At 34.6% G+C, this 21,574-nt stretch carries 16 protein-coding genes and 1 tRNA gene; 10 read left to right on the top strand and 7 right to left on the bottom strand.

Annotated elements, in window-relative coordinates; all coding sequences use genetic code 11:
• Positions 1 to 10 precede the first annotated feature (10 nt).
• On the bottom strand, positions 11 to 1,093 hold the full coding sequence (locus ABWU38_RS01855; RefSeq protein WP_253309361.1) for a GTP cyclohydrolase II: 1,083 nt from the start codon (positions 1,091 to 1,093) through the stop codon (positions 11 to 13).
• A 31-nt stretch (positions 1,094 to 1,124) separates the two neighbouring features.
• A tRNA-Leu gene (locus tag ABWU38_RS01850) sits at positions 1,125 to 1,212 on the bottom strand.
• Between the two features lie 190 nt (positions 1,213 to 1,402).
• Between ABWU38_RS01850 and ABWU38_RS01845 the strand changes: the two genes are divergently transcribed.
• Positions 1,403 to 2,668, top strand: coding sequence for a metallophosphoesterase family protein (locus tag ABWU38_RS01845; protein WP_353272380.1), 1,266 nt, complete (start codon positions 1,403 to 1,405; stop codon positions 2,666 to 2,668).
• Positions 2,669 to 2,695: 27 nt separating this feature from the next.
• On the opposite strand, the gene dnaA is transcribed toward ABWU38_RS01845, so the two are convergent.
• Complete coding sequence (gene dnaA / locus ABWU38_RS01840; RefSeq protein WP_353272379.1) at positions 2,696 to 4,078, bottom strand: chromosomal replication initiator protein DnaA; 1,383 nt, start codon at positions 4,076 to 4,078, stop codon at positions 2,696 to 2,698.
• A gap of 326 nt (positions 4,079 to 4,404) precedes the next feature.
• On the opposite strand from dnaA, the gene ABWU38_RS01835 reads away from it, so the two are divergent.
• Positions 4,405 to 5,142: a glutamine synthetase gene (locus tag ABWU38_RS01835; RefSeq protein ID WP_265017437.1), complete on the top strand. Its 738-nt coding sequence runs from the start codon at positions 4,405 to 4,407 to the stop codon at positions 5,140 to 5,142.
• 3 nt (positions 5,143 to 5,145) lie between these two features.
• Here ABWU38_RS01835 and ABWU38_RS01830 read toward each other — a convergent pair whose 3' ends face one another.
• Positions 5,146 to 5,709: a hypothetical protein gene (locus tag ABWU38_RS01830; protein WP_353272378.1), complete on the bottom strand. Its 564-nt coding sequence runs from the start codon at positions 5,707 to 5,709 to the stop codon at positions 5,146 to 5,148.
• A 175-nt stretch (positions 5,710 to 5,884) separates the two neighbouring features.
• Between ABWU38_RS01830 and ABWU38_RS01825 the strand changes: the two genes are divergently transcribed.
• From ABWU38_RS01825 to ubiA, 6 genes are all read left to right on the top strand, one after another.
• Positions 5,885 to 8,398 (top strand): efflux RND transporter permease subunit, encoded by a 2,514-nt coding sequence (locus ABWU38_RS01825; RefSeq protein WP_353272377.1) that lies wholly within the window; start codon positions 5,885 to 5,887, stop codon positions 8,396 to 8,398.
• Between the two features lie 320 nt (positions 8,399 to 8,718).
• A complete protein-coding gene (locus tag ABWU38_RS01820) occupies positions 8,719 to 9,294 on the top strand; it encodes an efflux RND transporter permease subunit (RefSeq protein ID WP_410542160.1) in 576 nt (191 codons plus the stop codon).
• Between the two features lie 88 nt (positions 9,295 to 9,382).
• The gene (gene nusA / locus ABWU38_RS01815; RefSeq protein ID WP_264731488.1) at positions 9,383 to 10,945 is read left to right on the top strand and encodes a transcription termination factor NusA; all 1,563 of its coding nucleotides are present in this window, start codon (positions 9,383 to 9,385) and stop codon (positions 10,943 to 10,945) included.
• 9 nt (positions 10,946 to 10,954) lie between these two features.
• Positions 10,955 to 13,279: a translation initiation factor IF-2 gene (gene infB / locus ABWU38_RS01810; RefSeq protein WP_253307362.1), complete on the top strand. Its 2,325-nt coding sequence runs from the start codon at positions 10,955 to 10,957 to the stop codon at positions 13,277 to 13,279.
• 9 nt (positions 13,280 to 13,288) lie between these two features.
• Positions 13,289 to 13,705, top strand: a complete 417-nt coding sequence (locus ABWU38_RS01805; protein ID WP_353272375.1) for a ribosome-binding factor A — start codon at positions 13,289 to 13,291, stop codon at positions 13,703 to 13,705.
• A gap of 3 nt (positions 13,706 to 13,708) precedes the next feature.
• Positions 13,709 to 14,566 carry a 4-hydroxybenzoate octaprenyltransferase gene (gene ubiA, locus ABWU38_RS01800; protein ID WP_253307364.1) on the top strand — a complete coding sequence of 286 codons (858 nt, stop codon included), beginning with the start codon at positions 13,709 to 13,711 and terminating at the stop codon, positions 14,564 to 14,566.
• Positions 14,567 to 15,702: 1,136 nt separating this feature from the next.
• On the opposite strand, the gene ABWU38_RS01795 is transcribed toward ubiA, so the two are convergent.
• Positions 15,703 to 17,121: a hypothetical protein gene (locus ABWU38_RS01795; protein WP_265017439.1), complete on the bottom strand. Its 1,419-nt coding sequence runs from the start codon at positions 17,119 to 17,121 to the stop codon at positions 15,703 to 15,705.
• A gap of 122 nt (positions 17,122 to 17,243) precedes the next feature.
• Between ABWU38_RS01795 and ABWU38_RS01790 the strand changes: the two genes are divergently transcribed.
• Positions 17,244 to 18,521 carry an APC family permease gene (locus tag ABWU38_RS01790; RefSeq protein ID WP_253307367.1) on the top strand — a complete coding sequence of 426 codons (1,278 nt, stop codon included), beginning with the start codon at positions 17,244 to 17,246 and terminating at the stop codon, positions 18,519 to 18,521.
• Between the two features lie 8 nt (positions 18,522 to 18,529).
• Here the strand turns inward: ABWU38_RS01790 and ABWU38_RS01785 are convergent, their stop codons facing one another.
• The gene (locus ABWU38_RS01785) at positions 18,530 to 18,976 is read right to left on the bottom strand and encodes a hypothetical protein (RefSeq protein ID WP_253307368.1); all 447 of its coding nucleotides are present in this window, start codon (positions 18,974 to 18,976) and stop codon (positions 18,530 to 18,532) included.
• 140 nt (positions 18,977 to 19,116) lie between these two features.
• Here ABWU38_RS01785 and ABWU38_RS01780 point away from each other — a divergent pair, with 140 nt between their 5' ends.
• On the top strand, positions 19,117 to 20,151 hold the full coding sequence (locus tag ABWU38_RS01780) for an aspartate-semialdehyde dehydrogenase (protein ID WP_253307369.1): 1,035 nt from the start codon (positions 19,117 to 19,119) through the stop codon (positions 20,149 to 20,151).
• 236 nt (positions 20,152 to 20,387) lie between these two features.
• Here the strand turns inward: ABWU38_RS01780 and ABWU38_RS01775 are convergent, their stop codons facing one another.
• Positions 20,388 to 21,551, bottom strand: a complete 1,164-nt coding sequence (locus ABWU38_RS01775) for a porin (RefSeq protein WP_253309116.1) — start codon at positions 21,549 to 21,551, stop codon at positions 20,388 to 20,390.
• Between the last annotated feature and the right edge of the window lie 23 nt (positions 21,552 to 21,574).

Raw genomic sequence — 21,574 nt, 5'->3', positions numbered from 1 at the left:
AACAAAAAAGCTAAAAAACTCTTAATCTATGGCCTAGCTTACCAAACTTTGTCTCCATATATGAATCGTTATATTTATTACGTTCCACAATAAGTGGTAGACACTTTGTAACTCCTATACCACTACTTTCCAATTCTGACAATTTCCTATCATTGTTTGTAAGTAATTGGATTTTGTTAATGTTCAATTTATTAAGCATTTTAGCTGCAACAGCAAAACTCCTTTCATCATCTTCAAAACCTAATATTCTGTTTGCATCAACAGTATCAAGATTATGTCCTCTTTGCACACTGTAAGCTCTTAACTTATTAGTTAAACCAATGCCTCTTCCATCTTGCATCAAATACAATATAATACCACTTCCAGAGTCAGCTATCATTTGAATTGCTTGATGTAACTGACTTCTGCAATCGCATGATAAGCTATCTAACAAGTCACCCGTATAGCACGAAGAATGAATTCTTACTAATGGTTCGCCATCTTTATCTGGATTGCCAATGATAATTGCATGATGTTCTCTTCCACCACTTTCTGTTCTATAAGATATGATATTTACTTCTTGAGTCTGTTTTAAAAATAATGATGTTTTGCACACTTCATATACATCCTGATTTTCTTGAAAATTATTTATGAATGACGTGTCCAGTGCAATAACGTCATTTTTCTCGCACCAATTTCGCATTTCATGGTTATTCTCAAAAGTCATATCAGCCACTAACGCGTATGGCAATAATTCTGAGAACTTAAGCAAGGCAATAGCACATTCATCTATTGTCTTTGAGCATTGCAACTCTCTTATGCAATCTTCCTTTGAACAGTTTATTAAATGGAGCAGTTCATCAAAATTATTCACCAACAGACGTTTGCTGTTATGTTCTTTATTCTGAGATATGTATTTTACCTTACTTGAAGTTAAAGTAACATATACATTACTTGATATAAGCTTGTATTGATTAAATAAATCTCTTTCTAAAGCCTCAGCAGCAGCGAACAATAGGTAATTACTTTTATCATATATTACAATTGGCCGGCCGCGCCTGATTTCGCTGATAGCTCTTTCTACCTTATTGCTACTCTGATTTCCTATAAACATTTTTACCCATATTAAGCAGCTATGAAAAAACTGGTGCGGCCGAGAAGACTTGAACTTCCAAGGCCTTATGAGCCACAGCGACCTCAACGCTGCGTGTCTACCAATTCCACCACGGCCGCACTATATTCTAGTTTTTATATAATTATTTTAAATTATTTAATCATTTTAGAATTTTTCATCTAGAGTGTCAATCTGATACTAGAATAATTTAGAAATTACTTGTATAATTTGATTATGAATTTTGTGATTATAAATTTTAATCATTTAAGACAACCTTACTACTAATTTTTAACTTAGGTTTTTATACAAATGAATGTAGCTAATATCTTTATTTTTTTAGCTCTCTCTCTTATAACTAGCTTTCATTTCGTCCATGCACAGATATTATACACATGGTCTCAAGTTATCCCAGAAAATAAATTAAGCATACGTGCAATTACAGACAATGACATGTGTCCCATTGTTTATGTCGATGGCGAGGAAATAGAAATGCTGAATCGCAGCTCAATTAACAATGGTGATCATAACGAAACAGCTTGTGAACTGACAGTACAAACAAGTGCCAAAAACATTAGTATTGAGGATCTACGAGTTCCTATATTACCAGAAAAGGTTAATAAAATTGCTTTTATTGGTGACACGGGTTGTAGAATAAATATGTTATTTCAGCAGGAATGTAATTCGGTAGATAGCTGGCCTTTAAAAAAAAATTTAGATTCAATCGCCCTTCATAAACCAGATTTAATTATCCATGTTGGTGATTATCATTATAGACAAACAAAATGTAGAAATACAAAAAAGTGTGGCGATATTTATGGATATAATAAAAAAGCTTGGTACGCTGATTGGTTTGAGCCTGCAAAGGATATTTCATTACAATCCCCCTTCCTTTTTGTTCGTGGAAACCATGAGAGTTGTAATAGAGCTTATGAAGGATGGTTCAGGTATCTAGATTCATACCCCTTTTCGTCTGAAAAATGTGGAAACTTCGTTTCTAGTTGGTCCTTAGATGCTGGACCGATGAAATTTTTTATCTTCGACTCTTCATCCGGTGAGGATATTTTTACAACCCAAAGCACAATTGATGCTTTTGAAAGGCAATTTGATAAATTGATACAAGATAAGCCCACGTGGTTTTTAACTCATAAACCGCTTTGGAGATCTCCAAAAAAAGAATTTTTGACATTAAAAAGCCATGGTAATCTTACACAAATTGAAGCTTTTGGAGATAAATTTCCAAGCAATGTCACTACCATAGTTTCTGGCCACATTCATATAGCCCAGATTTTATTAATGGATAATGTTCCAGACCAGATTATAGTTGGAAACGGTGGTGCATTATTACACGCTCAAGATCAAGAGCCTGTTTATCAAAATGTAGAATTTGACTATTCAAATGGTAGAAACTACTTAGCACACGAGGTTAGAAACTTTTTCGGTTTTGGCTTTGCAATACTAAACTTAGATGATCACAAATTTACCTTCTATAATCAACACAATAAGGAAATGTATTCTGCGAAGCTAACAGAAGATTTTAAACTTAAACGGATTAAAACTATAGTCGATTCATTTTAGGACTTGTTATTAGCTATTTTAACAACGCTACTTAAACATTTTTTTTAATCGATTGATTTCATCAGCAAATTTTGAGTCGGTCTTTATAAAATTTTCTACTTGTTTTACTGCATGTATAACGGTAGCATGGTCTCTGCCACCAAAGTTTCTCCCAATATCTGGTAGGCTTTTTTGCGTAAATTTTTTGGCAAAATACATAGCTATTTGTCTTGGCCTTGCAAGACTGCGAAGTCTTCTATTGGATTGCATATCTGCAACCTTTATATTGAAAAATTCAGCTACTTTCTTTTGTATTTCTTCTATTGTGATTGACCTATGATTTGACCTAAGAAGATCGATTAGGGTTTCAATAGCTGATTCTACCGTCATACTTCTTCCAATTAATGAGGTATGGGTAACCTTATTTAATGCTCCTTCTAATTCTCTTATATTAGATTTTATGTTCCTTGCTAAAAACTCTAGGACATCTTTCGGAACATACATATTCATCTGCTCCACTTTTGCCTGCAATATACCAAGCCTTAATTCAAAAGTTGTTTCATTAATATCTGCCACCAACCCCCAACCGAGTCGTGATCTTATTCTTTCTTCCACTCCATCAAGATCACTAGGAGACCTATCAGCTGATATAACCAATTGCTTATTTTGGTCTATCAATGCATTGAAAGTGTGAAAAAATTCTTCTTGTGTACTATCTTTACCACTGATAAATTGCACATCATCTACCATCAATACATCTACTGATCTAAATTGCTCTTTAAATAACATAATATCTTTGCTTCGCAGCGCTGTAATATATTGGTACATGAATTTCTCTGCTGATAAATATACTACTTTTCTTTTTTCTGATGGGGAATTGACTATGTGCCAGGCTATAGCATGCATTAGATGTGTTTTACCAAGTCCCACTCCACCATATAGAAACAAAGGATTGCTGCCTAATATTGGATCTATAGATTCTGCCACACGCTTTGCCGCCGTAAATGCTAATTCATTTGGCTTTCCCACTACAAAATTATCAAAGGTGAACCTTGGATCCAGCGGCGAACCAAGATTATGATTACTTTCCTCTCTGTTTTTTAGTATAACATTAAAATTTGAATTCCTTTCCTCAATTACTTGAATATCAATAGAACGTATGCTTTTATCTTCGCTTTGCCATAATGATAATATTTTTTTCATGTAATGAACTGTAATCCACTCTTTTATAAACCTTGTTGACACGGATAAAAGAACTTCCCCATTTCTGCTACTGACAAATTTTAGCGAACTCAGCCAGCTGTTATATGTTGCTTCTCCATAAAGATTATAAAGACAATTTTGGATTTTTTCCCAAGTAACATTGTGATCCGTTACTGTAATAATCTGATCAAAAAACATAGTAGAAACCTTAGGGCTAGTTAAGTTCATATACCATACCAAGAAAAAAGCAACAATTAGAAAAATATAAGATAATCAATAGCTTACTGCAAAATGAAAAGCTAATACTACTTAATACATACTAAAAATTATGGTGATTTTTTGATGAGTTGTAAAGGGTATAAAAACACTAAAATTGATCATTTTTATTTCAAAAAAATGAAAAATTTGTAAATGTCGCTTGTATCGAGGATTAGAAGCATGCTATTAAAAATAGTAATACATTATGTATAAATAAGATGTTAAATTTACTGGCAAATAAGTAAAGTATTCATATAAATATAGCTAACCTAATATAGATTTACTGAAGCAAATTTATGATTATATTAAGTAATTTGAGTTGTCATGCTGTATTCGGTATTGAACTAGAGTTTTACATTGAAGGAATAGAAAAAGAATATTTATTTCTGAATAGCATCAAAAATAAAATAGCATTTCTTGAATTTTCCTGCGAGAAGGAGAATTCTACACATCAATATGAGATAAAAAGTGGTTGTTATACGAACTCCGACAATTTAATTAAGCATTTTGAGTTAGCAAAACAATTACTTACTGAAGTAGTACAAAAACTTGGTGGGAACGTTTCTTTTAAAGCAAAGCCTTATTTGGATAGAGCAGGCAGTGCATTAAATGTGCATGTTAATCTCGTGAATTCAAATAACGATAACTTATTTTATATCAACGAGCAAAAGTATAGTGATTATTTGATTCATAGTATTGGCGGATTATGTGCAATGATGAAAAAACATATGTTGTTTTTTGCTCCAAATGATGATTCATATTTAAGATTTCAGTACCCGGATATTCACACTCCAACTACGATTAGTTGGGGAGTAAATAACAGAACTGCTGCGATAAGAATTCCCTATTTTGGCAACGATTCCAAAAGATGCCGCCTAGAGCACCGTGTTCCTGGAGCAGACTGTAACCTTGAAAAAGTACTCACAGCAATAATTGAAGGTATAGTTTTTGGTATAGAGAACAAAATTGCTCCGCCAAATAGGGTCTACGGCATTGCATCTGATTCTCAATATAAGATGAAGAGTTTGATATAAACTCTAACCACGTTGGTTAACAATATCTTCCATAGTTAGCCGCTCTGGCATTCTCATTAAGTTATCACTGAAAAAAGTCCTCGGAGCATTGGTAAGTTCTTTGATTGTTTTGTCATATCCATTCATATGCATAGGAGGGGATCGCATTAAGTCCATATAGTTCGTTGCGTATTTAGTCCGACTTGTATCATCAGCGTTAGTGCTTTTAGAAAGTGAATTACCTTTGAAATCCATATGTTCAGGTAGTCCATTTTTCATTTCTTCTTGTGCTCTTTTATTTTTTAATTCTTCTGCTAGCTCAGTTTCAGTTCTTTTTGGTTCTTTTACGGATATTTCCGTATCTTTTTCTTCACCTTCATCTTCTGAAACACGAGTAATTTCAGCTTTAGTTCTTATTTTATGAATCAGCAAAAGTAATAAGTAAGTAACTGCAGCAGCAGAAACGATAATGGCTATCTTTGCGGCAATGTGGATTGCTGTTAAAAATATTAAAGCTGATAAAGCTCCAGCTAATCCAGACACAATAACTTTTCTCTTGCCTTTTGTTACATTTAAAATTGCCACCATAATAACCTCTCAAATACTGTTCTAGAATTATTATACAGAAATTTTCTTATACTTGCAATTTTGCGAAAATTTTAATTATTTGCGTAAAGTTTTAAAGCTATACAAGGATTAATTAATATGCAACGTATCTCGACTATAATATTGTACAAACACACATATTTAGTTAACATTCAACATGCAGAGCTTACTCATAGAGCGAAACAGGGCGGTGGTATTATTACTTATAGTAATTTTTATCTTCGGTTCATACGTTTATGTAAAAATGCCAAGGGAAAGTAACCCTGATATACAGATTCCTATAATCAGCGTGTTTGTTGGACTTCCTGGGATTTCTGCTCAAGATAGTGAAAAGCTATTAGTGCTGCCTATAGAAAATGAACTAAGATCCATCGAAGGTGTAAGAGAATTGAGAGCTTTTGCAACTAATGATGGTGCTCACATGATACTCGAATTTGGAACAGAGTATGATAATAAAGAAGTGCTCGATAATGTCCGTTCAAAGCTTTCAAACATAAAATCGAAGTTACCTGTTGAAGCGGAATCTCCGATAATCAATGAAATAAACTTGAGCTTATTTCCGATACTCAATGTCGGCTTAATTGGTAATTTGCCAGAAAGAGCCTTAACTGAAATAGCACGCAAGCTAAAGAAAGAAATAGAATCTCTGCCAAATGTTCTCAAAGTTGAAGTGGCAGGTATGCGTAAAGAAACAGTGGAAGTTATAATTGAGCCCACAGTTCTAACAAAATATAACATTCAATCAAACGAAATATTCCAAGCTATATCAAGCAATAATAGACTAGTGGGAGCTGGGTCACTGGAAAATGATACCGGTAAATATTCGATTAAAATATCAGGGTTATTAAAAGATATAGAAGATATTATGAATATTCCTATTAGATCTCAAGGCGATGCAGTTTTGAGAATCAAAGATATAGCAAAAGTATACCCTAGGTTTGAGGATCACCAAGGGTTTGCTCACATTAATGGATTACCTAGTGTCATGCTAGAAATTTCAAAACGTAACGGAAAAAACATAATAGACACAGTAAATCAAGTAAAATACTTAATGGATAAGGCAAAAGATCAATTACCTGAAAATTTAAAAGTGGTGTACTTAAATGACCAGTCAAAAAACGTCCGCGATGTGCTTGATGACTTGGAAAACGGCATAATATTCGCTGTGTTGTTAATATTGATCATAATGATGCTTTCTATGGGAACAAGGATTGCTATTCTTGTGGCACTCTCGATACCCGGTTCCTTTCTCATTGGGATAATAGCTCTTTACTTTATGGGCATAACCTTAAATATCGTTGTGCTCTTCAGTTTAATCATGGCTGTTGGCATGCTGGTTGATGATGCAATTGTGATCAGCGAATATGCCGATAGAAAGATGATCTGCGGAATGGACAAAGTAGAAGCCTTTCACACTTCAGTTCGTGATATGTTTTATCCGGTTCTATCATCGACGTTAACTAAATTAGCAGTGTTTTTTCCTCTATTATTCTGGCCTGATACTGTTGGTAAATTCATGCAGTACATACCAATTACAATAATTCTAACTTTGACTGGATCGCTCATTATGGCTTTGGTTTTTATACCAACACTTGGTGCAATATTTGGTAAGCCTTCAATAACTTCAAAAAAAGAAATAAAAAAAATGAGTGCTATAGAAAGTGGTGAGATAAAAAATGCTGGGTCTATAATAAGAGCTTACATACGCATGCTAGAGAAGGTTTTAGATCATCCTAAAAAATTCATATGTGCTACTGTATTCGTCCTGTTTTCATTTAGTGTGCTGTACTTTACCTTTGGTCCTGGAGTGAAGTTTTTTCCGAAAGTGGATTCAGATAATATTTTAATCAGTGTTAAAGCAAAAGAAAGCTTATCAGCCAAAGAACGAGATCTGATACTCAAAGAAGTGGAAGAACGCATTTTGAGCGTTGAAAAAGAAATTCATGTTTCTTATGCTAGATCAGGAGCATTTTCAGACAACGTTATCGCCAGAATTCAACTAGAACTTATGGATTGGCGCTTCAGGCGCAAAGCTAAGCACATATTAAACGATATAAGGAGCAGTGTGCAAGACATGAAAGGAATAATAATTAATGTTCAAGAGGAAAAGTCAGGACCGTCGGCTGACAAGCCAATACAAATTAACCTCAGCGGAAGTGCATCCAATCTGAATTTAGCAGCAGAGAAAATTCTAAAAATTATGGACCAACCTTCATCCGGGTTTATAAATATTCAAGATAGCAGATCAGCACCTGAAATAGAGTGGAATATGAGTGTTAATAAGAGTAAGGCTACAAGTTCTGGAGTAAGTGTTGCAACCATTGGCGATTTTATAAAGATGGTTACAAATGGAGTGTTGATTGGAAAATATAGACCAAATAACACGGATGAAGAAATCGATATTGTACTCCGTTTCCCCAGAAGGGACCGCAACATGAAGACTATAAATAATCTTTTTATCAATACAGTTAATGGCCCGCATCCTATGAGCAACATAGTAAAATATGCTCCCGAAAAAAAGGTAAACAAACTAAATAGGATTGATGGATTACGTACAGTGACAATTTCCGCTGATGTGGATACAGGCTATCTTGTTAATGAAAGAGTAAAGTTCATTCAGAATTCTATTGCCCAGGATGGCTTTGTTGCATCGCTACTTATGAAAGGCTAACTATAGCTAGGATTATAAGCAACCTATTGAAAATCTTGTTTTTTTGCAATCAATCTGATCAAATTTAAGAATAGTAATTTATTATTTATATTAATAAACTTAATTCTATTGAAAATAGCTAAAGCATTGAAATTCTTGAATTTTAGCCGGATTAGTGAGTGGTAGTGAAATTTCTTTTACTCAAATTTAGGTATTCACTGACCGTTCTTGTTATAAATACCAGAATAATAAGCTACTGATATTCTCCATCTTTTTTATCTTTAATCCATCATAGCTAGCGATGCAACAAAGCCGCCCAGGATTGGGACAAGGGAGTAAAAATTGATTTTAAAGGCGACAAAGAAGATCAACAAAAATCAGGAACATTTTTGTTAAAGGCTTTTATATTAGCAATTACACTAATGATATTGGTATTAGTGACACAGTTTAATAATGTATACCATACATTTATCGTAATGACAGCAGTGTTTTTATCCACAACATGTGTGTTTTTTGTTTTCTTTCTTATCCAACAAGTTTTCGTAGTTGTTATGTGTGGAGTGGGGATAATTGCTTTGGCAGGAATTATAGTAAATAATAACATACTATTGCTTGATGCCTTTCATCACCAAATTAAGGTACACAAAAATGACATCAAGCGATGTGTAATAAACGCTGCAATTTCTCGCGTTAGGCCAATATTGCTTACCGTTGCAACCACAGTTCTTGGTTTAATACCGATGATTACCAGGTTAAATATCAATTTTTTTACGCTACAAATCACATATGATGCTCCATCAAGCCAGTGGTGGGTTGACATTTCAACAACCATAGCAAGTGGAATATTGGCTGCAACGGTCTTAACTTTATTCTTTACTCCGGCGTTGCTTGTCATACAAAGACATGAAAAAACTTGACTTAAATTAGCAATCATTTAACATTTAAGATAGCGTTCTTTGCCCGTTGAAGCTATAATTATAACTAATTACATTGGATTTATTTATTATGATTGCTAATCGTAAAAGCAGTGTTAAGCAGAAAAGTAACAAGAATAACATAGTTGGAAGCCTTGATGTAATAAAAACAGCAGGAGAACTTTCACTTCAAAAAGGTTTAGATTTTAATGTTGTAATAAAGGCACTAGAAAGTGCTATAGAAGCAGTGGCTTATCAAAAGTATGGTAGCAAAAGTAAAATTGTAGTTAATATAGATAGAAATACAGGCAAAGTTACTTCATACAGAAAACTAAAAGTTATTGATGACGAATCAAATGAAGAAGAGAACACTGAGTATGAATCAATTACGCTGACACAAGCTAAATTAATAAAAGGAGATGCAAAAGTTGGAGATACTGTTAGTGAATTGCTCTCTCTTAACACTGATCTTGCTTCAGCAAGGATTGCCCAGCAAAAGATTGCTCAAATAATTAAAGATGAAGAGTCAAAAAAGCAATATGAGGAATTTAAAGATAAGGTGGGAGAAATAAGGTATGGTATTGTTAAACAAGTAGAATATTCAGATCTTATTATAGACATAAATGGCACTAGGGCATATCTTCCATTGCGAAATTTGACCGGTGGTGAATCATTTCGTGAAGGCGATAAGGTTAAAACTTACATACAGACCGTTAAGCGCTCTGATGATGGACGTCAAATTATTCTTTCTAGGACTCATGAAGGCTTTTTAGAGGCATTATTAAATCAAGAAATACCAGAAATTGCTGACGGGTTAGTAACAATTAAAGGTATAGCTAGAGACGCCGGCTCAAGGTCTAAGGTTGCTGTTTTCTCTCCTGACAAGAACATTGATCCAGTAGGTGCTTGTGTTGGAGTTAAGGGAGATAGAATAAAAACTATTATACACGAATTAAATGGTGAAAAAATTGACGTTATAAATTACTCCTCAGATTTGGGTCAATTTGTTATTAAAGCCATTACTCCTGCAGAAGTATCGAAGGTTATTATTGATGAAAATGAAAATTGCATAGAGTTAATAGTTGCTGAAGATCAATTGAGTTTAGCTATAGGAAAAAAGGGCCAGAATGTAAGATTAGCTTCAGAGCTTGTTGGATGGAAAATTGAGATATTAAGCACTCAGCAAGAATCAGAAAGGCGAAGTAAAGAACTTAGTCAATGTTCAGCTTTATTTGCTGAAGCTTTAAACTTAGAAGAGATTATGGGTCAGCTATTGGTAACAGAAGGTTTTTCAAGCGTAGAAGATATATCCAACGCTTCAATTAAAGAGCTTTCTTCAATAGAGGGCTTTAATGAGGATATTGCAAACGAACTTCATAACAGAGCAAACAAGCACCTGAAAGCAGAAAATGATAGAAAAATAGAAGAGCTAAAAAGTCTAGGTATGGAAGATGATGTAATCAATTTAACTTTATCAATAGACAATAAAATTGCTCTTAGTAAACATGATATTAAGACTTTAGAGGACATAGCAGATTTATCAAGTTATGAGTTTTGCAGCATACTCTCTTCCTCAGCTGATAGTAAAGAAAATCTAAAAGATACAGTAGACTCAATAATCATAGAAGCACGTAAAAAGCTTGGGTTAATATAATAAAATAATATGAATAATGAAGATATCAGTAATAAAAAATTAACGCTCCAAGGCTTAAGCAAGCTTAAATTAGACCTCAATTTAAACTCTTCAGCTAGCCCAAGTACTGGAGCTACAATAGTAAAAAAAAGAAGAAAAAAATCTCATGATGCAGAAGAACATAATTTATTTGACGAGAGTAAATTAGGTTCTTTAACAGAGAAAGAACAAATTTTCCGCATTAATGCTGTGCAGAATGCTGCTTTGCTGAAAGAAAGAAATCAGAGAGAAGAAAAAGAGAAAACAGCAAAAGAAGACAGCAATAAAGAGATTGACGAGAAAAATGAAGCGGACACTTTATCTAAAGAAATAAATAAGAAAGTTTTAAGTAATACTCACTTAGTTGAACTAAGAGAAGATAATATTGACTATGAGAGCGACGATAAAAAGTCTTCTAAAGTCAACAAAGATATATATTCTAAGCATTCTAAACTGGTAATTGCACAGGCAATAGATGAAAAAACTGAACAACCCCCTGTATTTAAGCAAAGATTTGGTATAAGAAGTAGAAAGTCAAAGTTTACTAAGGGTAAAAATATATCAAGAGAAGTTATTATACCAGACAAAATAACTATCAGGGAGTTATCTGTTCGTATGGCAGAAGATAGCAAGAGTGTGCTAAAAATGTTCAAAGAAGAAGTCGGTGAGAGTTATAGAGTAGATGATCTGGTGGATCCAGATATAGCATATGAAATAGTGGAAAAATTCAATCATACGGCTAAACGAGTGAGCGATACCAACAGAGAAAAGGATTTATTTTTCATAGAAGACAGGGAAAGCTTGTCTAAAGAACCTAAACCACCAGTCGTCACTTTTATGGGACACGTTGATCATGGTAAAACCTCATTGCTCGATGCATTTCGTGAATCTAATGTTGCAGAAAGAGAGTCAGGTGGCATAACTCAACACATAGGTGCTTATCAAATAACGACAAAAGATAAGCAAAAAATTACTTTTATTGATACACCAGGACATGAAGCGTTCACTGCGATGCGTGCACGTGGTGCCAATATTACTAATATAGTTGTAATAGTAGTTGCAGCTGACGATGGAATCATGAAACAAACAGTTGAAGCAATAAATCATGCAAAAGCAGCAAATGTTTCTATTATAGTTGCTATTAATAAAATTGATAAATCTGAACCTGGTGATGTAGAAAAAATAATTAATAGTTTGCCTCAATATGATCTCATCTCTGAAGAGCTTGGTGGTGATATTATGATTGTGCCAGTATCAGCAAAAAAGAAAACTAATTTAGATAAACTAGAAGAGGCGATTTTGTTAATCGCTGAATTAATGAAGCTAGAAGCAATAGAAGATTGTCGAGCACTTGGATGGGTAATAGAATCCAAAATAGATAAAGCGAAAGGAATATCAGCTACATTGATAGTTGAGGAAGGAACGTTAAAGGTTGGTGATATATTGGTAGTTGGTACAACATACAGCAAAGTACGTAGTATGGTTAATCACCTTGGTCAAAGAGAAAAAGCAGCACTACCCTCCGCTCCAATTGAAATTACTGGTCTAAATGGTGTGCCAAATGCTGGAGATAAATTTGTTGTTGTAAATTCTGAAAAGCAGGCGCGTGAAATTGTTGAATACAGGCTAGAGTTGATCAAGAAAAAGAAAGAAGATTTAGACGACAATAATTTAGATATATTCAGTCGTAATAACAGTGAAACAGAAGAACTATCTGTAGTTTTAAAGTGCGATGTAACTGGTTCTATTGAAGCGATATCAAGTTCAATTGATAAACTCGGTAAAGACCAAGTGAAATTAAATATCCTACACAAAGCAGTAGGAGGGATAACAGATTCAGATGTGCTGCTTGCAGAAGCATCAAGTGCAGTAATTTTAGCTTTTAATGTAAAAGTGGACTCAAAAATAAGGGACTTGGCAAAACAAAAAGGTGTAGAAATACATATTTATAACATAATATACGAGCTCATTGACGACATGAGAATGTATTTAACTAAAATGTTAAAGCCTGTTACACGAGAGGTTCGTGTTGGTTCTGCATCTGTGAGGCAAATATTTAACGTATCTAAAGCTGGTAATATCATTGGATGTTACGTAAGTGATGGAGTCATAAGAAAAGATTCTTTAATTAAGGTAGTGCGTGGTGGCAAATTGGTGCATGAAGGAAAGTTAAAAGCACTACGTAGATTTAAAGATGATGTTAAAGAAGTAGGTGTAAACTTTGAATGCGGAGTATCACTAGAGGGTAATATCGATATTAAAGTTGGAGATATTTTGGAAGCTTATCAATTAGTGCAAGAAGAAAGGGTGTTATAGTAGATGGATATGAAAAAGGAAATTAGAAACCTAAAAATAGCATCGGTATTGCATAGAGCAATATCAAGAGTCCTAATGGAAGGTAAGGTGTTCAATAAAAATGTAGCGGTATCTGACGTAAAATTAAGTAAAGATTTGAAAAAAGCAGATGTATATATTGTGTTATCTTCATTGAATATCCAAGTAGCTGACTACTCAGATTTAGAAAAAAGTACATGGATTTCAGCATCACGCACTGGAGATCCTTCTGAGGATAATTGTGATATTAACACTGTTGTTAATGAAATGAACCAATCTGCATGGTCAATACGTAAATCTATATTGTGTTATGTTGATTTGCGATTTATACCTGAGTTAGTTTTCAAGCCTGATTTAGCGTTCGATAATTTTGTTAATGTAAGCAAAATATTACATAATCACACTTAATTAATGTATTTCAACCGTTACTTTTCATTAATGAGACTGCACAGTTTAACAGGTTTGTGGCTTGTGCTATTTCCCAGTTTGAGCGGTATTCTTTTAGCCTCAACTTCTCTATCGTATCAGGCTCTTTTTCTCCTTGTTTTATTTACTATAGGTGCATTTTTAATGAGACCTGCAGGGTGCATAATCAATGACATTTTCGATAGGGAAATAGATGCGCACGTTGAACGAACAAAATATAGGCCACTTGCAAGTGGTGCATTAAACATAAAGCAGGCTTTGGTTTTACTCTCACTGCTACTATCTATCGCCTTGGTAATTTTATTGTTAACTAATAAAACCACACTCATACTTGGAATAATCTCAATGTGTATGATAGCTACTTACCCTTTATTAAAGCGGTATGTTTGGTGGCCACAATTGTTCTTAGGGTTTACCTTCAATATGGGATCGCTCATGGGCTCAGCAGCAATAATAAACCAGATCAGTATAGAATCCTTGCTGTTTTATATAGGATGCGTCTTTTGGACACTTAGCTATGACACCATATACGCTCATCAAGATAAAAAAGATGATGAAAAACTCGGAATGAAATCTACCGCATTATATTTTGGTGATACAACAAAATCTTGGTTGAAAAGATTTTATTTAATATCTCTTATGACGTGGCTATATGCTGGTATCTTATCATCATTAAATAACATCTTTTATATTGCTCTACTTGCTGTAGGGTTCATATTTCACCGCCAATACAAAAATTTTAATCCTGACGATCCCAGTCAATGCATGTCCATATTTAAAAATAATTCCTACGTAGGGTTGCTTCTCTTTTTTGGCATCCTTTTAGATAGAATTATCACCTAGGTCTCAAGAGTTTTAGCTCTAATGAAGTCAATAAACTCAGGTAGCTCGCAGAAACGAAAAAACTTCCTTGACAAACTCCGCCAGCCCCCTTATTATGATAACAAGGGTATTCATGACTCAAAACTTGTTTTTGACCTGCAGGCTCAATAACAAAATTCAGTAAAAAACTTAGGGTATTTTTTGGCGGATTACATAAAATTATAGCGGCTGCATGTCTTTTAAATTTTTTCTACATTCAGCCAAATCGCGCTTATTTTAAGCGTTAGCACATTATTACAGCGCCACTTACAGTAATATAGAGTCAAAACTCGCACCACGGGGCTTCTTTTGCCTTTTTTTCGTTTGGTAGATTTCTTAATGTTTGTAGCTAAAGCAATTTAAGAGACCGAAAATGGTGTCATTCCAGCGTGTGACGCTGGAATCTAGTCTTTATTATGCAGCCACTTATTTAAAGTTAAGTTTTCTGGATCCAAGTAGTCAAGCTACTCGGATGACACCTTGACAATTTGAAGAATCGTCATCCCGCTACGTGTTAGCGGGATCTATGCTAAGAGATACCGCGAATGAATCGCGGTATGACGGTCTGCGGCGATATGACGGTTCGCGGTGGGATGACGATAACTTCGTCATCCCGCTGCTTGTTAGCGGGATCTAGAGATACCGCGGCGGTATGACGGTCTGCGGCGATGTGAAGGTTCGCGGTGGGATGACGATAACTTCGTCATCCCACTGCTTGTTAGCGGTTAAGAGATACCGCGGCGGTATGACGTAGGGAAACCTTTCTTGGTTAGCTACAGCAGCTTGCAAACCATTCAGAAAAGGGAAGACAAAACTATAAAAAACCATAGGCGCCAGATGGTTTTTAGCTAAAGTCAAGTGTCTGGAATTTTAGACATAGAATCCCCCATATGAACAAGATTCAGAAAAAATGCAACGTACATTGGGCAGAGATTAAGTATATGTATACACGCTGAAGAAGATACGCCACATTTTTAACTGAAATTCAGATGAAAAGTCTGCAGACGGAGATAGATTTTGAGCTCTCTAAATATCTCTAATTGTCATTATAATAAGGCTTTGAATATGCAGAAGTAATTTTTTTAGTTAAAATAAAAAAGTTTTCTGCTATAGCACTACTAAGCAGCAGAAGACCTTGCATGACCTCCAAAAAATGCTTTTACTCTTTCAAGATAAGTAGGTGGTACTGGAGGAATTTCTATACCATCTATAACAGCGCTTATTGCTTCTTTTACATCATCGCTTGTAATTAACTCTTTTAATTTATGCTTTATAGGGCCTCTTCCAACATCTTGCCCATACCTATTGTAATAATCCACATATAATTCATTAAAGACAGATTGTTTTGCTTCTTCTATCAGTTTACTGATGTTGCTTTTTATTTGAGGATCCATATCACCATCAGAATAAAAATTATCAAAATTGTCCTTTAAAACTGTAATTTTTTTATTGTTACAGCTTCTCAGGAATTTTTCTGTAATGCTTGGCATTCTCTCATACACTTGAGCGTTTACCTCAACTGTAAAGTTATTTTTAGCTTCAAGACAACTGAGTGAATAAATAATACGATTGAACATTCCTAGATTGCACTTACCATTTCCCTCTTTGAAACGTATCAGTAACATGCACTTTAGAAAATCTATATCTGACTTTTGATCCTTAGCTGCAGTCAAAACTAAATTTGCAGCTTGCGTGAGAGTAAGGCTAGTTTTTGATTCTCTATAAGCTGCTCCATTGGAACCATTAAAGTTAAGATAAAGTTTTAATTGCTCTTTTTGCTCAGTTGTAAGCTCATCTGAATTATTTATGTAGTCTTCAAACTCTTTATTGAGTACATTTGGTTGAGCTCCAAATTTCTGTTTTAACTCTTGAGCGCATTGGAAAATACTATGTTCAAAACTACTCGTGTGAACACTTTGACTGCCAGTGCCCACATCACTTACATTAAACAAAAAGCTTAGCTGCTTTACATTCAAACCCAAAGGTGAGAAAAGCCTCACTAATGGATACTTTATCAATTCAAGAAGTGCTACTGGAATTAATAATACAGCATTTATAAGCACAAGAAATATGTGATTACTTGGTATTTCTCTTCTAGTACTCAGTAGCAGCCACCCATTAAGGGCAGATATTTTCGATGCACAGTACAAAAATGGTAATTGAATGTAATATATTAAATATATAGAGAAAAATAGAATCTTATCTTTCAACCCTATTGTTGGGTCGTTATATACTTCAGAAAAAATACTATCATCACTGTTTTTATTTTTGAAAGACTGATAGTTGCTTGTAATTTTTTCTGTAAAGATAGAACAGAGCTTATGTATGCCATAGCATGCAACACAGGCAGCAAGAGAAATTGCAAGTGTTCCAAAAGCAGCTAATACCTCACTTGAAGTTTTGGCAAGAAGGAATGCATAAAGCGCATTAATAAAGATCTTAAGCAGAGAATCATGATAAAATAATGTTCCAATAGCAGCACCAATTAATAAAACATACCCACAAACAACCAAAAATGTTTTTAACCTCGGATTCATAGCCTTCTCCTAATAATCTATTTCATTATATGCATAAATTTAAAAAATGCAAGTTTTTATAAAGATCGATTGAAATTTCTGAGCTTCAGTTATATCGTTAGTCTATTTAGATAAAAATTATTGTGTCAAATAAAATAGGTTTTTGGGCTATTTTTGCCTTAGTGATTAGTAGCCAAATTGGCTCTGGAATTTTTATGCTTCCAATTAGCCTTGCTCCATATGGCATGTACAGCCTTGTAAGCTGGGTGATATCAGGGCTTGGTGCTATATCTCTTGCTTTGGTTTTTGCCTTACTCTGTGCAAAATTTCCAGAAACGGGTGGTCCTCACGTTTATGTAAAGCATGCTTTTGGCCCTGCTGCAGCTTTCTTTGTTGGTTGGACATATTGGGTAATTTCATGGGTTAGCACGACAGCAGTAATCGTTGCAAGTATTGGCTATCTTACTTCGCTTTTTCATGGAGATATTCAAAATATACGCTTATTTTTAGAAATACTATTATTTACGATCATTACACTAATAAATTTAAGAGGTGTCACTGCTGCTGGATGTGTTGAGCTTTTATTGATGACTGTCAAAATTACCGCACTGCTTGCTATACCAGTAACAGCGTTGTTTTTCTTTGATAGGAATAATTTTATCATAAGTGAGGAAATATCAACCCTCACGATGTCTCAAGTCCTTGCTCGCTCTACACTACTCACTCTATGGTGTTTTATTGGACTTGAATCAGCAACAGCACCTGCAGGATCAGTCAATGATCCAGCAAAGACTATACCAAGAGCCATAGTACTTGGCACAATCTCTGTTGCAGTTATATATTTCATTAATAGCCTTGCAATCATGGGATTGATAAACGGCAATGATCTAGTTAATTCAAAAGCGCCGTATGTTGACGCAATAAAAATTATGTTTCCTGGTAATTGGCATTTGATCATTTCTATTGTTGCTTTTATTGTTTGTGTTGGCAGTTTAAATGCTTGGGTACTAGCTAGTGGACAAGTGGCCCTTGGCCTTGCAGAAGATAAACTGATGCCACAGTTCTTTGCTAAAAGAAACAAGCACGGTTCTCCTTTCTGGGGCATAACAATCAGCTCCGTTGGCACTTCAGTTCTACTAATTCTCACTTCAAGCAACAATTTTGCTAAACAGATCACATCAATTATCGACTTTTCTGTAGTTTCATTTTTATTTGTTTACCTTGCATGCAGTCTTGCTTTTCTCAAGGTTATTATAAAGGAGAAAAACTATTACAAATTTTTAATTGGCAGTATAGCAACAACCTTTTGCTGCTGGGTAATATTTGAAACTTCTGTGAATACCTTGCTGATCGCAAGCTTATTCACCGCAAGTGGCATACCCATTTATTTATTTTGGTACTGCAGAGCTCCTGCACAATAAAATAGAGTTTAACGACTTTTCTTATTGTCCACTTGTTCAACATTACCCTTCTCAAGTTTACTATCTACTTCTTTTGCGTGTTCATCATCTACACTAGTCTCATCTTTTATCTTACTGGAGTGACCTGCTTGCGATTTTTCATATGCTTCCATGTTGTCATATATAGGGTTACTGATGATCTCTATTTTTTCAGGTGTGAAAATCCTTGCTAAAAATCTCCCTATTATTGGTATTGATCTTAAGAAATCTCTTAGCTTTGAAGATTCTTGTCTTTTATTTAGGAACTGTTGGTCTATTTTAAGGTTTTTTACACCATACTTTTTATCATCAAAATTTATTGCAGGCTTTCTTTTTTTCGAAAGAACATTTTGAGCCTTTAATCCATTGGTTCTTTCAGGCTCTTGAGGTGTAGACATTGCAGGTTTAACCTTAGTTTCATTGTATTCTTTATTCATCTTTCACTTTATTATGTAATATTACTAATATTGCATAATAATAGCTAAATTACAATTAATTGCAAGGTAAAAATATTAAAACAATTGTAAATTTTGTCAGTAAAAATATAATAGAACTTTAAAGTTAGAGGTTCATCTATATGGGATACAAAATTGCTGTTATTGGAGCAACCGGAAGAGTAGGGCGTGAGGTATTAAGCACGCTTGCTGAGTTTCAAGATGAGGCAATAGATTCTGTTATTGCACTTGCGTCGAAAAAATCAGAAGGGAAGAAGGTGAGTTTCGGTAATGAAGAATTAACTGTCTTGTGCCTTGAGAATTATGACTTCGTTGGAGTTAATATAGCCATTTTCTGTGCCGGATCTCATGTTTCTGAGAAACACGTACCGACTGCAATTGAGGCTGGGTGCATCGTAATAGATAACACTTCCCATTTTAGAATGAAAGAGGGTGTGCCACTCATTATTCCGGAGATTAATAAAGAAAAAATTATGGAATATAAAAACCATAACATAATATCCAACCCAAACTGTACTACAATACAGATGCTGCTAGTACTACATCTATTACACCAGAAAGCAAAAATAAAGAGAATCGTTGCTTCAACTTATCAATCAACTTCTGGCGCAGGCAAAGCAGCAATGGATGAGCTCTATGACCAGACAAAAAAAATCTTCATGAATGAGACTAAAAAGCCCGAGATATTCCCCAAGCAAATAGCGTTTAATTGCATTCCCCATGTAGGGAAATTCATGGAGAATGGTTCTACAGAAGAGGAATGGAAAATGCAAGAGGAGACAAAAAAAATTTTAGAGGAAGATATAAAAGTTACTGCAACTTGTGTAAGGGTACCCGTCTTTATCGGCCACGCTATGGCAGTAAATGTGGAATTTGGTCAACATATCACTGAAGAACAAGCTCGTGAAGTGCTAAGTGAAGCCGAAGATAGTGGAGTTTTAGTATACAACAGGCGTGAAGACAGTGAATACATAACTCAAATTGATGTTGTACAGGAGAATGCTGTATATGTATCGCGTATTAGACGAGACAATACTGTTGAGCACGGATTAAATATGTGGATAGTGGCTGATAACCTGCGCAAAGGTGCAGCACTAAATATAGTGCAGATTCTTGAGATTTTGATAAGAGAGCATTTGTCAATCAAGTGCATATAGAGTGCACGTACGTTGTAATTCGAAGGAAATTTGTATACCACATGGCAGCGCGTGAAGCTGGAATCCAGCTTTTTAAACCATGAGAGCTACGAAAACTTACTTGACACGTTTTGCCAGCCCCCTTATCATGATAAGGGGGCTGGCAAAACGTGTCAAGTAAGTTTTTCGTTTCTATGTTATCCGCTACTTGGATGACAGAAAAGAGTGCTGGGATGACAGGAGGCAATGTAACCTCATTAAAAACTTAATTTCAGTCCAGTCAAGAGCACATAACCAGAGTTGCTATTTTCTACTTCAGGCTCTTTGGTACTAAATTTTACAATATCGAAATAGTATGAAGTGCCCATAAAAAATGGATATTCAAGGCTTAAAGCATATGATGTTAACTCGTTTGCTGCAATATCCCTACCACTATTGAAATATGTTAAGCTCAATTTGCGAGAATCAGAATGGTAAGCAATACCTGCATTCATATAATACGTATTATTTATTTCAGGATTACGCTTCTCACCAGATTTACCGCCATTACCATACGAAAAAATGCAATCAAGATCGAACAATTTTAGCTTCAAACCAAAATTCCAGTGCAGTAATTGATTACGACATTCATAATTTTTAGAAGTTCCATCTGAGCAATCAGTTAAATTTTCTCTTGCAAATTCACCAGTTAAGGCAGTAGTAAAATTTATATCATCTGATAGGCCATTTTTATAGGAAAGGCCAGCAGCAATTAAATTGCTGTACTGTAAGTTATTTTTTCCTGGGACATAACTGAACCCGAGTTGAAAGTTATAGATTTCAGGGGAGATGTAGTTAATTGATGATTGTTTTAACCCTAGTTCGAGTCCATTATAATTACTGTAAATGTTGGGTTTTACCCAAAATACCTTGTCTTTATCATATCCAGGGCCATTATCTCTGTTTTCGTTACCACGCAAATTTGCATAGTTTGTCCAATGACCATTTACTCCTCCAGCAGCTGTATAAATTTTTGAAGTGTTAATTAACATGCCCTGACTAACTAAACTTCTTTTACCATATTCAATTGATCCAAGCACCTGATTTTTAATGATGAAATACCATTCCTCCATGTCTAACTTTTCTATGTCTAACGCTTTTAGGTTTGCAATACCAGAAACTCCTGCCTTAACATTAAACCCCATTTGAGTATTTGGATAAACTTGCTGTAAATAAAGAAAGCGCAAGTATGAATAACTTGAAGTTTTATCCTTAGCCTTAGCATTGAAAGAACCTCTGTTGAAGGCGTAGCCGAATCTCAAATCTATTTTTCCGTCTAGTTCTACATAAAATATTTCCTTATCCAAAATTGTTCTAGAGCTAGCACTACTCTGCAAAAATAATGATGAAAGCAGTGCTACCAGGTAGTACCTTAACTTCATAAATAAACTTAAATTTTTATAAA

The organism is Wolbachia endosymbiont (group A) of Urophora cardui (genome assembly GCF_964028435.1).
Lineage (GTDB): Bacteria > Pseudomonadota > Alphaproteobacteria > Rickettsiales > Anaplasmataceae > Wolbachia.
Note: the sequence above shows the minus strand (reverse complement) of the source record. Positions and strands in the feature narration are given on the sequence as shown.

Excerpts from the sequence above, each read along its gene's own strand:
- ABWU38_RS01855 (WP_253309361.1), bottom strand. The coding sequence starts at position 1,093 with ATGTTTATAGGAAATCAGAGTAGCAATAAGGTAGAAAGAGCTATCAGC.
- ABWU38_RS01845 (WP_353272380.1), top strand. The coding sequence starts at position 1,403 with ATGAATGTAGCTAATATCTTTATTTTTTTAGCTCTCTCTCTTATAACT.
- dnaA (WP_353272379.1), bottom strand. The coding sequence starts at position 4,078 with ATGAACTTAACTAGCCCTAAGGTTTCTACTATGTTTTTTGATCAGATT.
- ABWU38_RS01835 (WP_265017437.1), top strand. The coding sequence starts at position 4,405 with ATGATTATATTAAGTAATTTGAGTTGTCATGCTGTATTCGGTATTGAA.
- ABWU38_RS01830 (WP_353272378.1), bottom strand. The coding sequence starts at position 5,709 with ATGGTGGCAATTTTAAATGTAACAAAAGGCAAGAGAAAAGTTATTGTG.
- ABWU38_RS01825 (WP_353272377.1), top strand. The coding sequence starts at position 5,885 with ATGCAGAGCTTACTCATAGAGCGAAACAGGGCGGTGGTATTATTACTT.
- nusA (WP_264731488.1), top strand. The coding sequence starts at position 9,383 with ATGATTGCTAATCGTAAAAGCAGTGTTAAGCAGAAAAGTAACAAGAAT.
- infB (WP_253307362.1), top strand. The coding sequence starts at position 10,955 with ATGAATAATGAAGATATCAGTAATAAAAAATTAACGCTCCAAGGCTTA.
- ABWU38_RS01805 (WP_353272375.1), top strand. The coding sequence starts at position 13,289 with ATGAAAAAGGAAATTAGAAACCTAAAAATAGCATCGGTATTGCATAGA.
- ubiA (WP_253307364.1), top strand. The coding sequence starts at position 13,709 with ATGTATTTCAACCGTTACTTTTCATTAATGAGACTGCACAGTTTAACA.
- ABWU38_RS01795 (WP_265017439.1), bottom strand. The coding sequence starts at position 17,121 with ATGAATCCGAGGTTAAAAACATTTTTGGTTGTTTGTGGGTATGTTTTA.
- ABWU38_RS01785 (WP_253307368.1), bottom strand. The coding sequence starts at position 18,976 with ATGAATAAAGAATACAATGAAACTAAGGTTAAACCTGCAATGTCTACA.
- ABWU38_RS01780 (WP_253307369.1), top strand. The coding sequence starts at position 19,117 with ATGGGATACAAAATTGCTGTTATTGGAGCAACCGGAAGAGTAGGGCGT.
- ABWU38_RS01775 (WP_253309116.1), bottom strand. The coding sequence starts at position 21,551 with ATGAAGTTAAGGTACTACCTGGTAGCACTGCTTTCATCATTATTTTTG.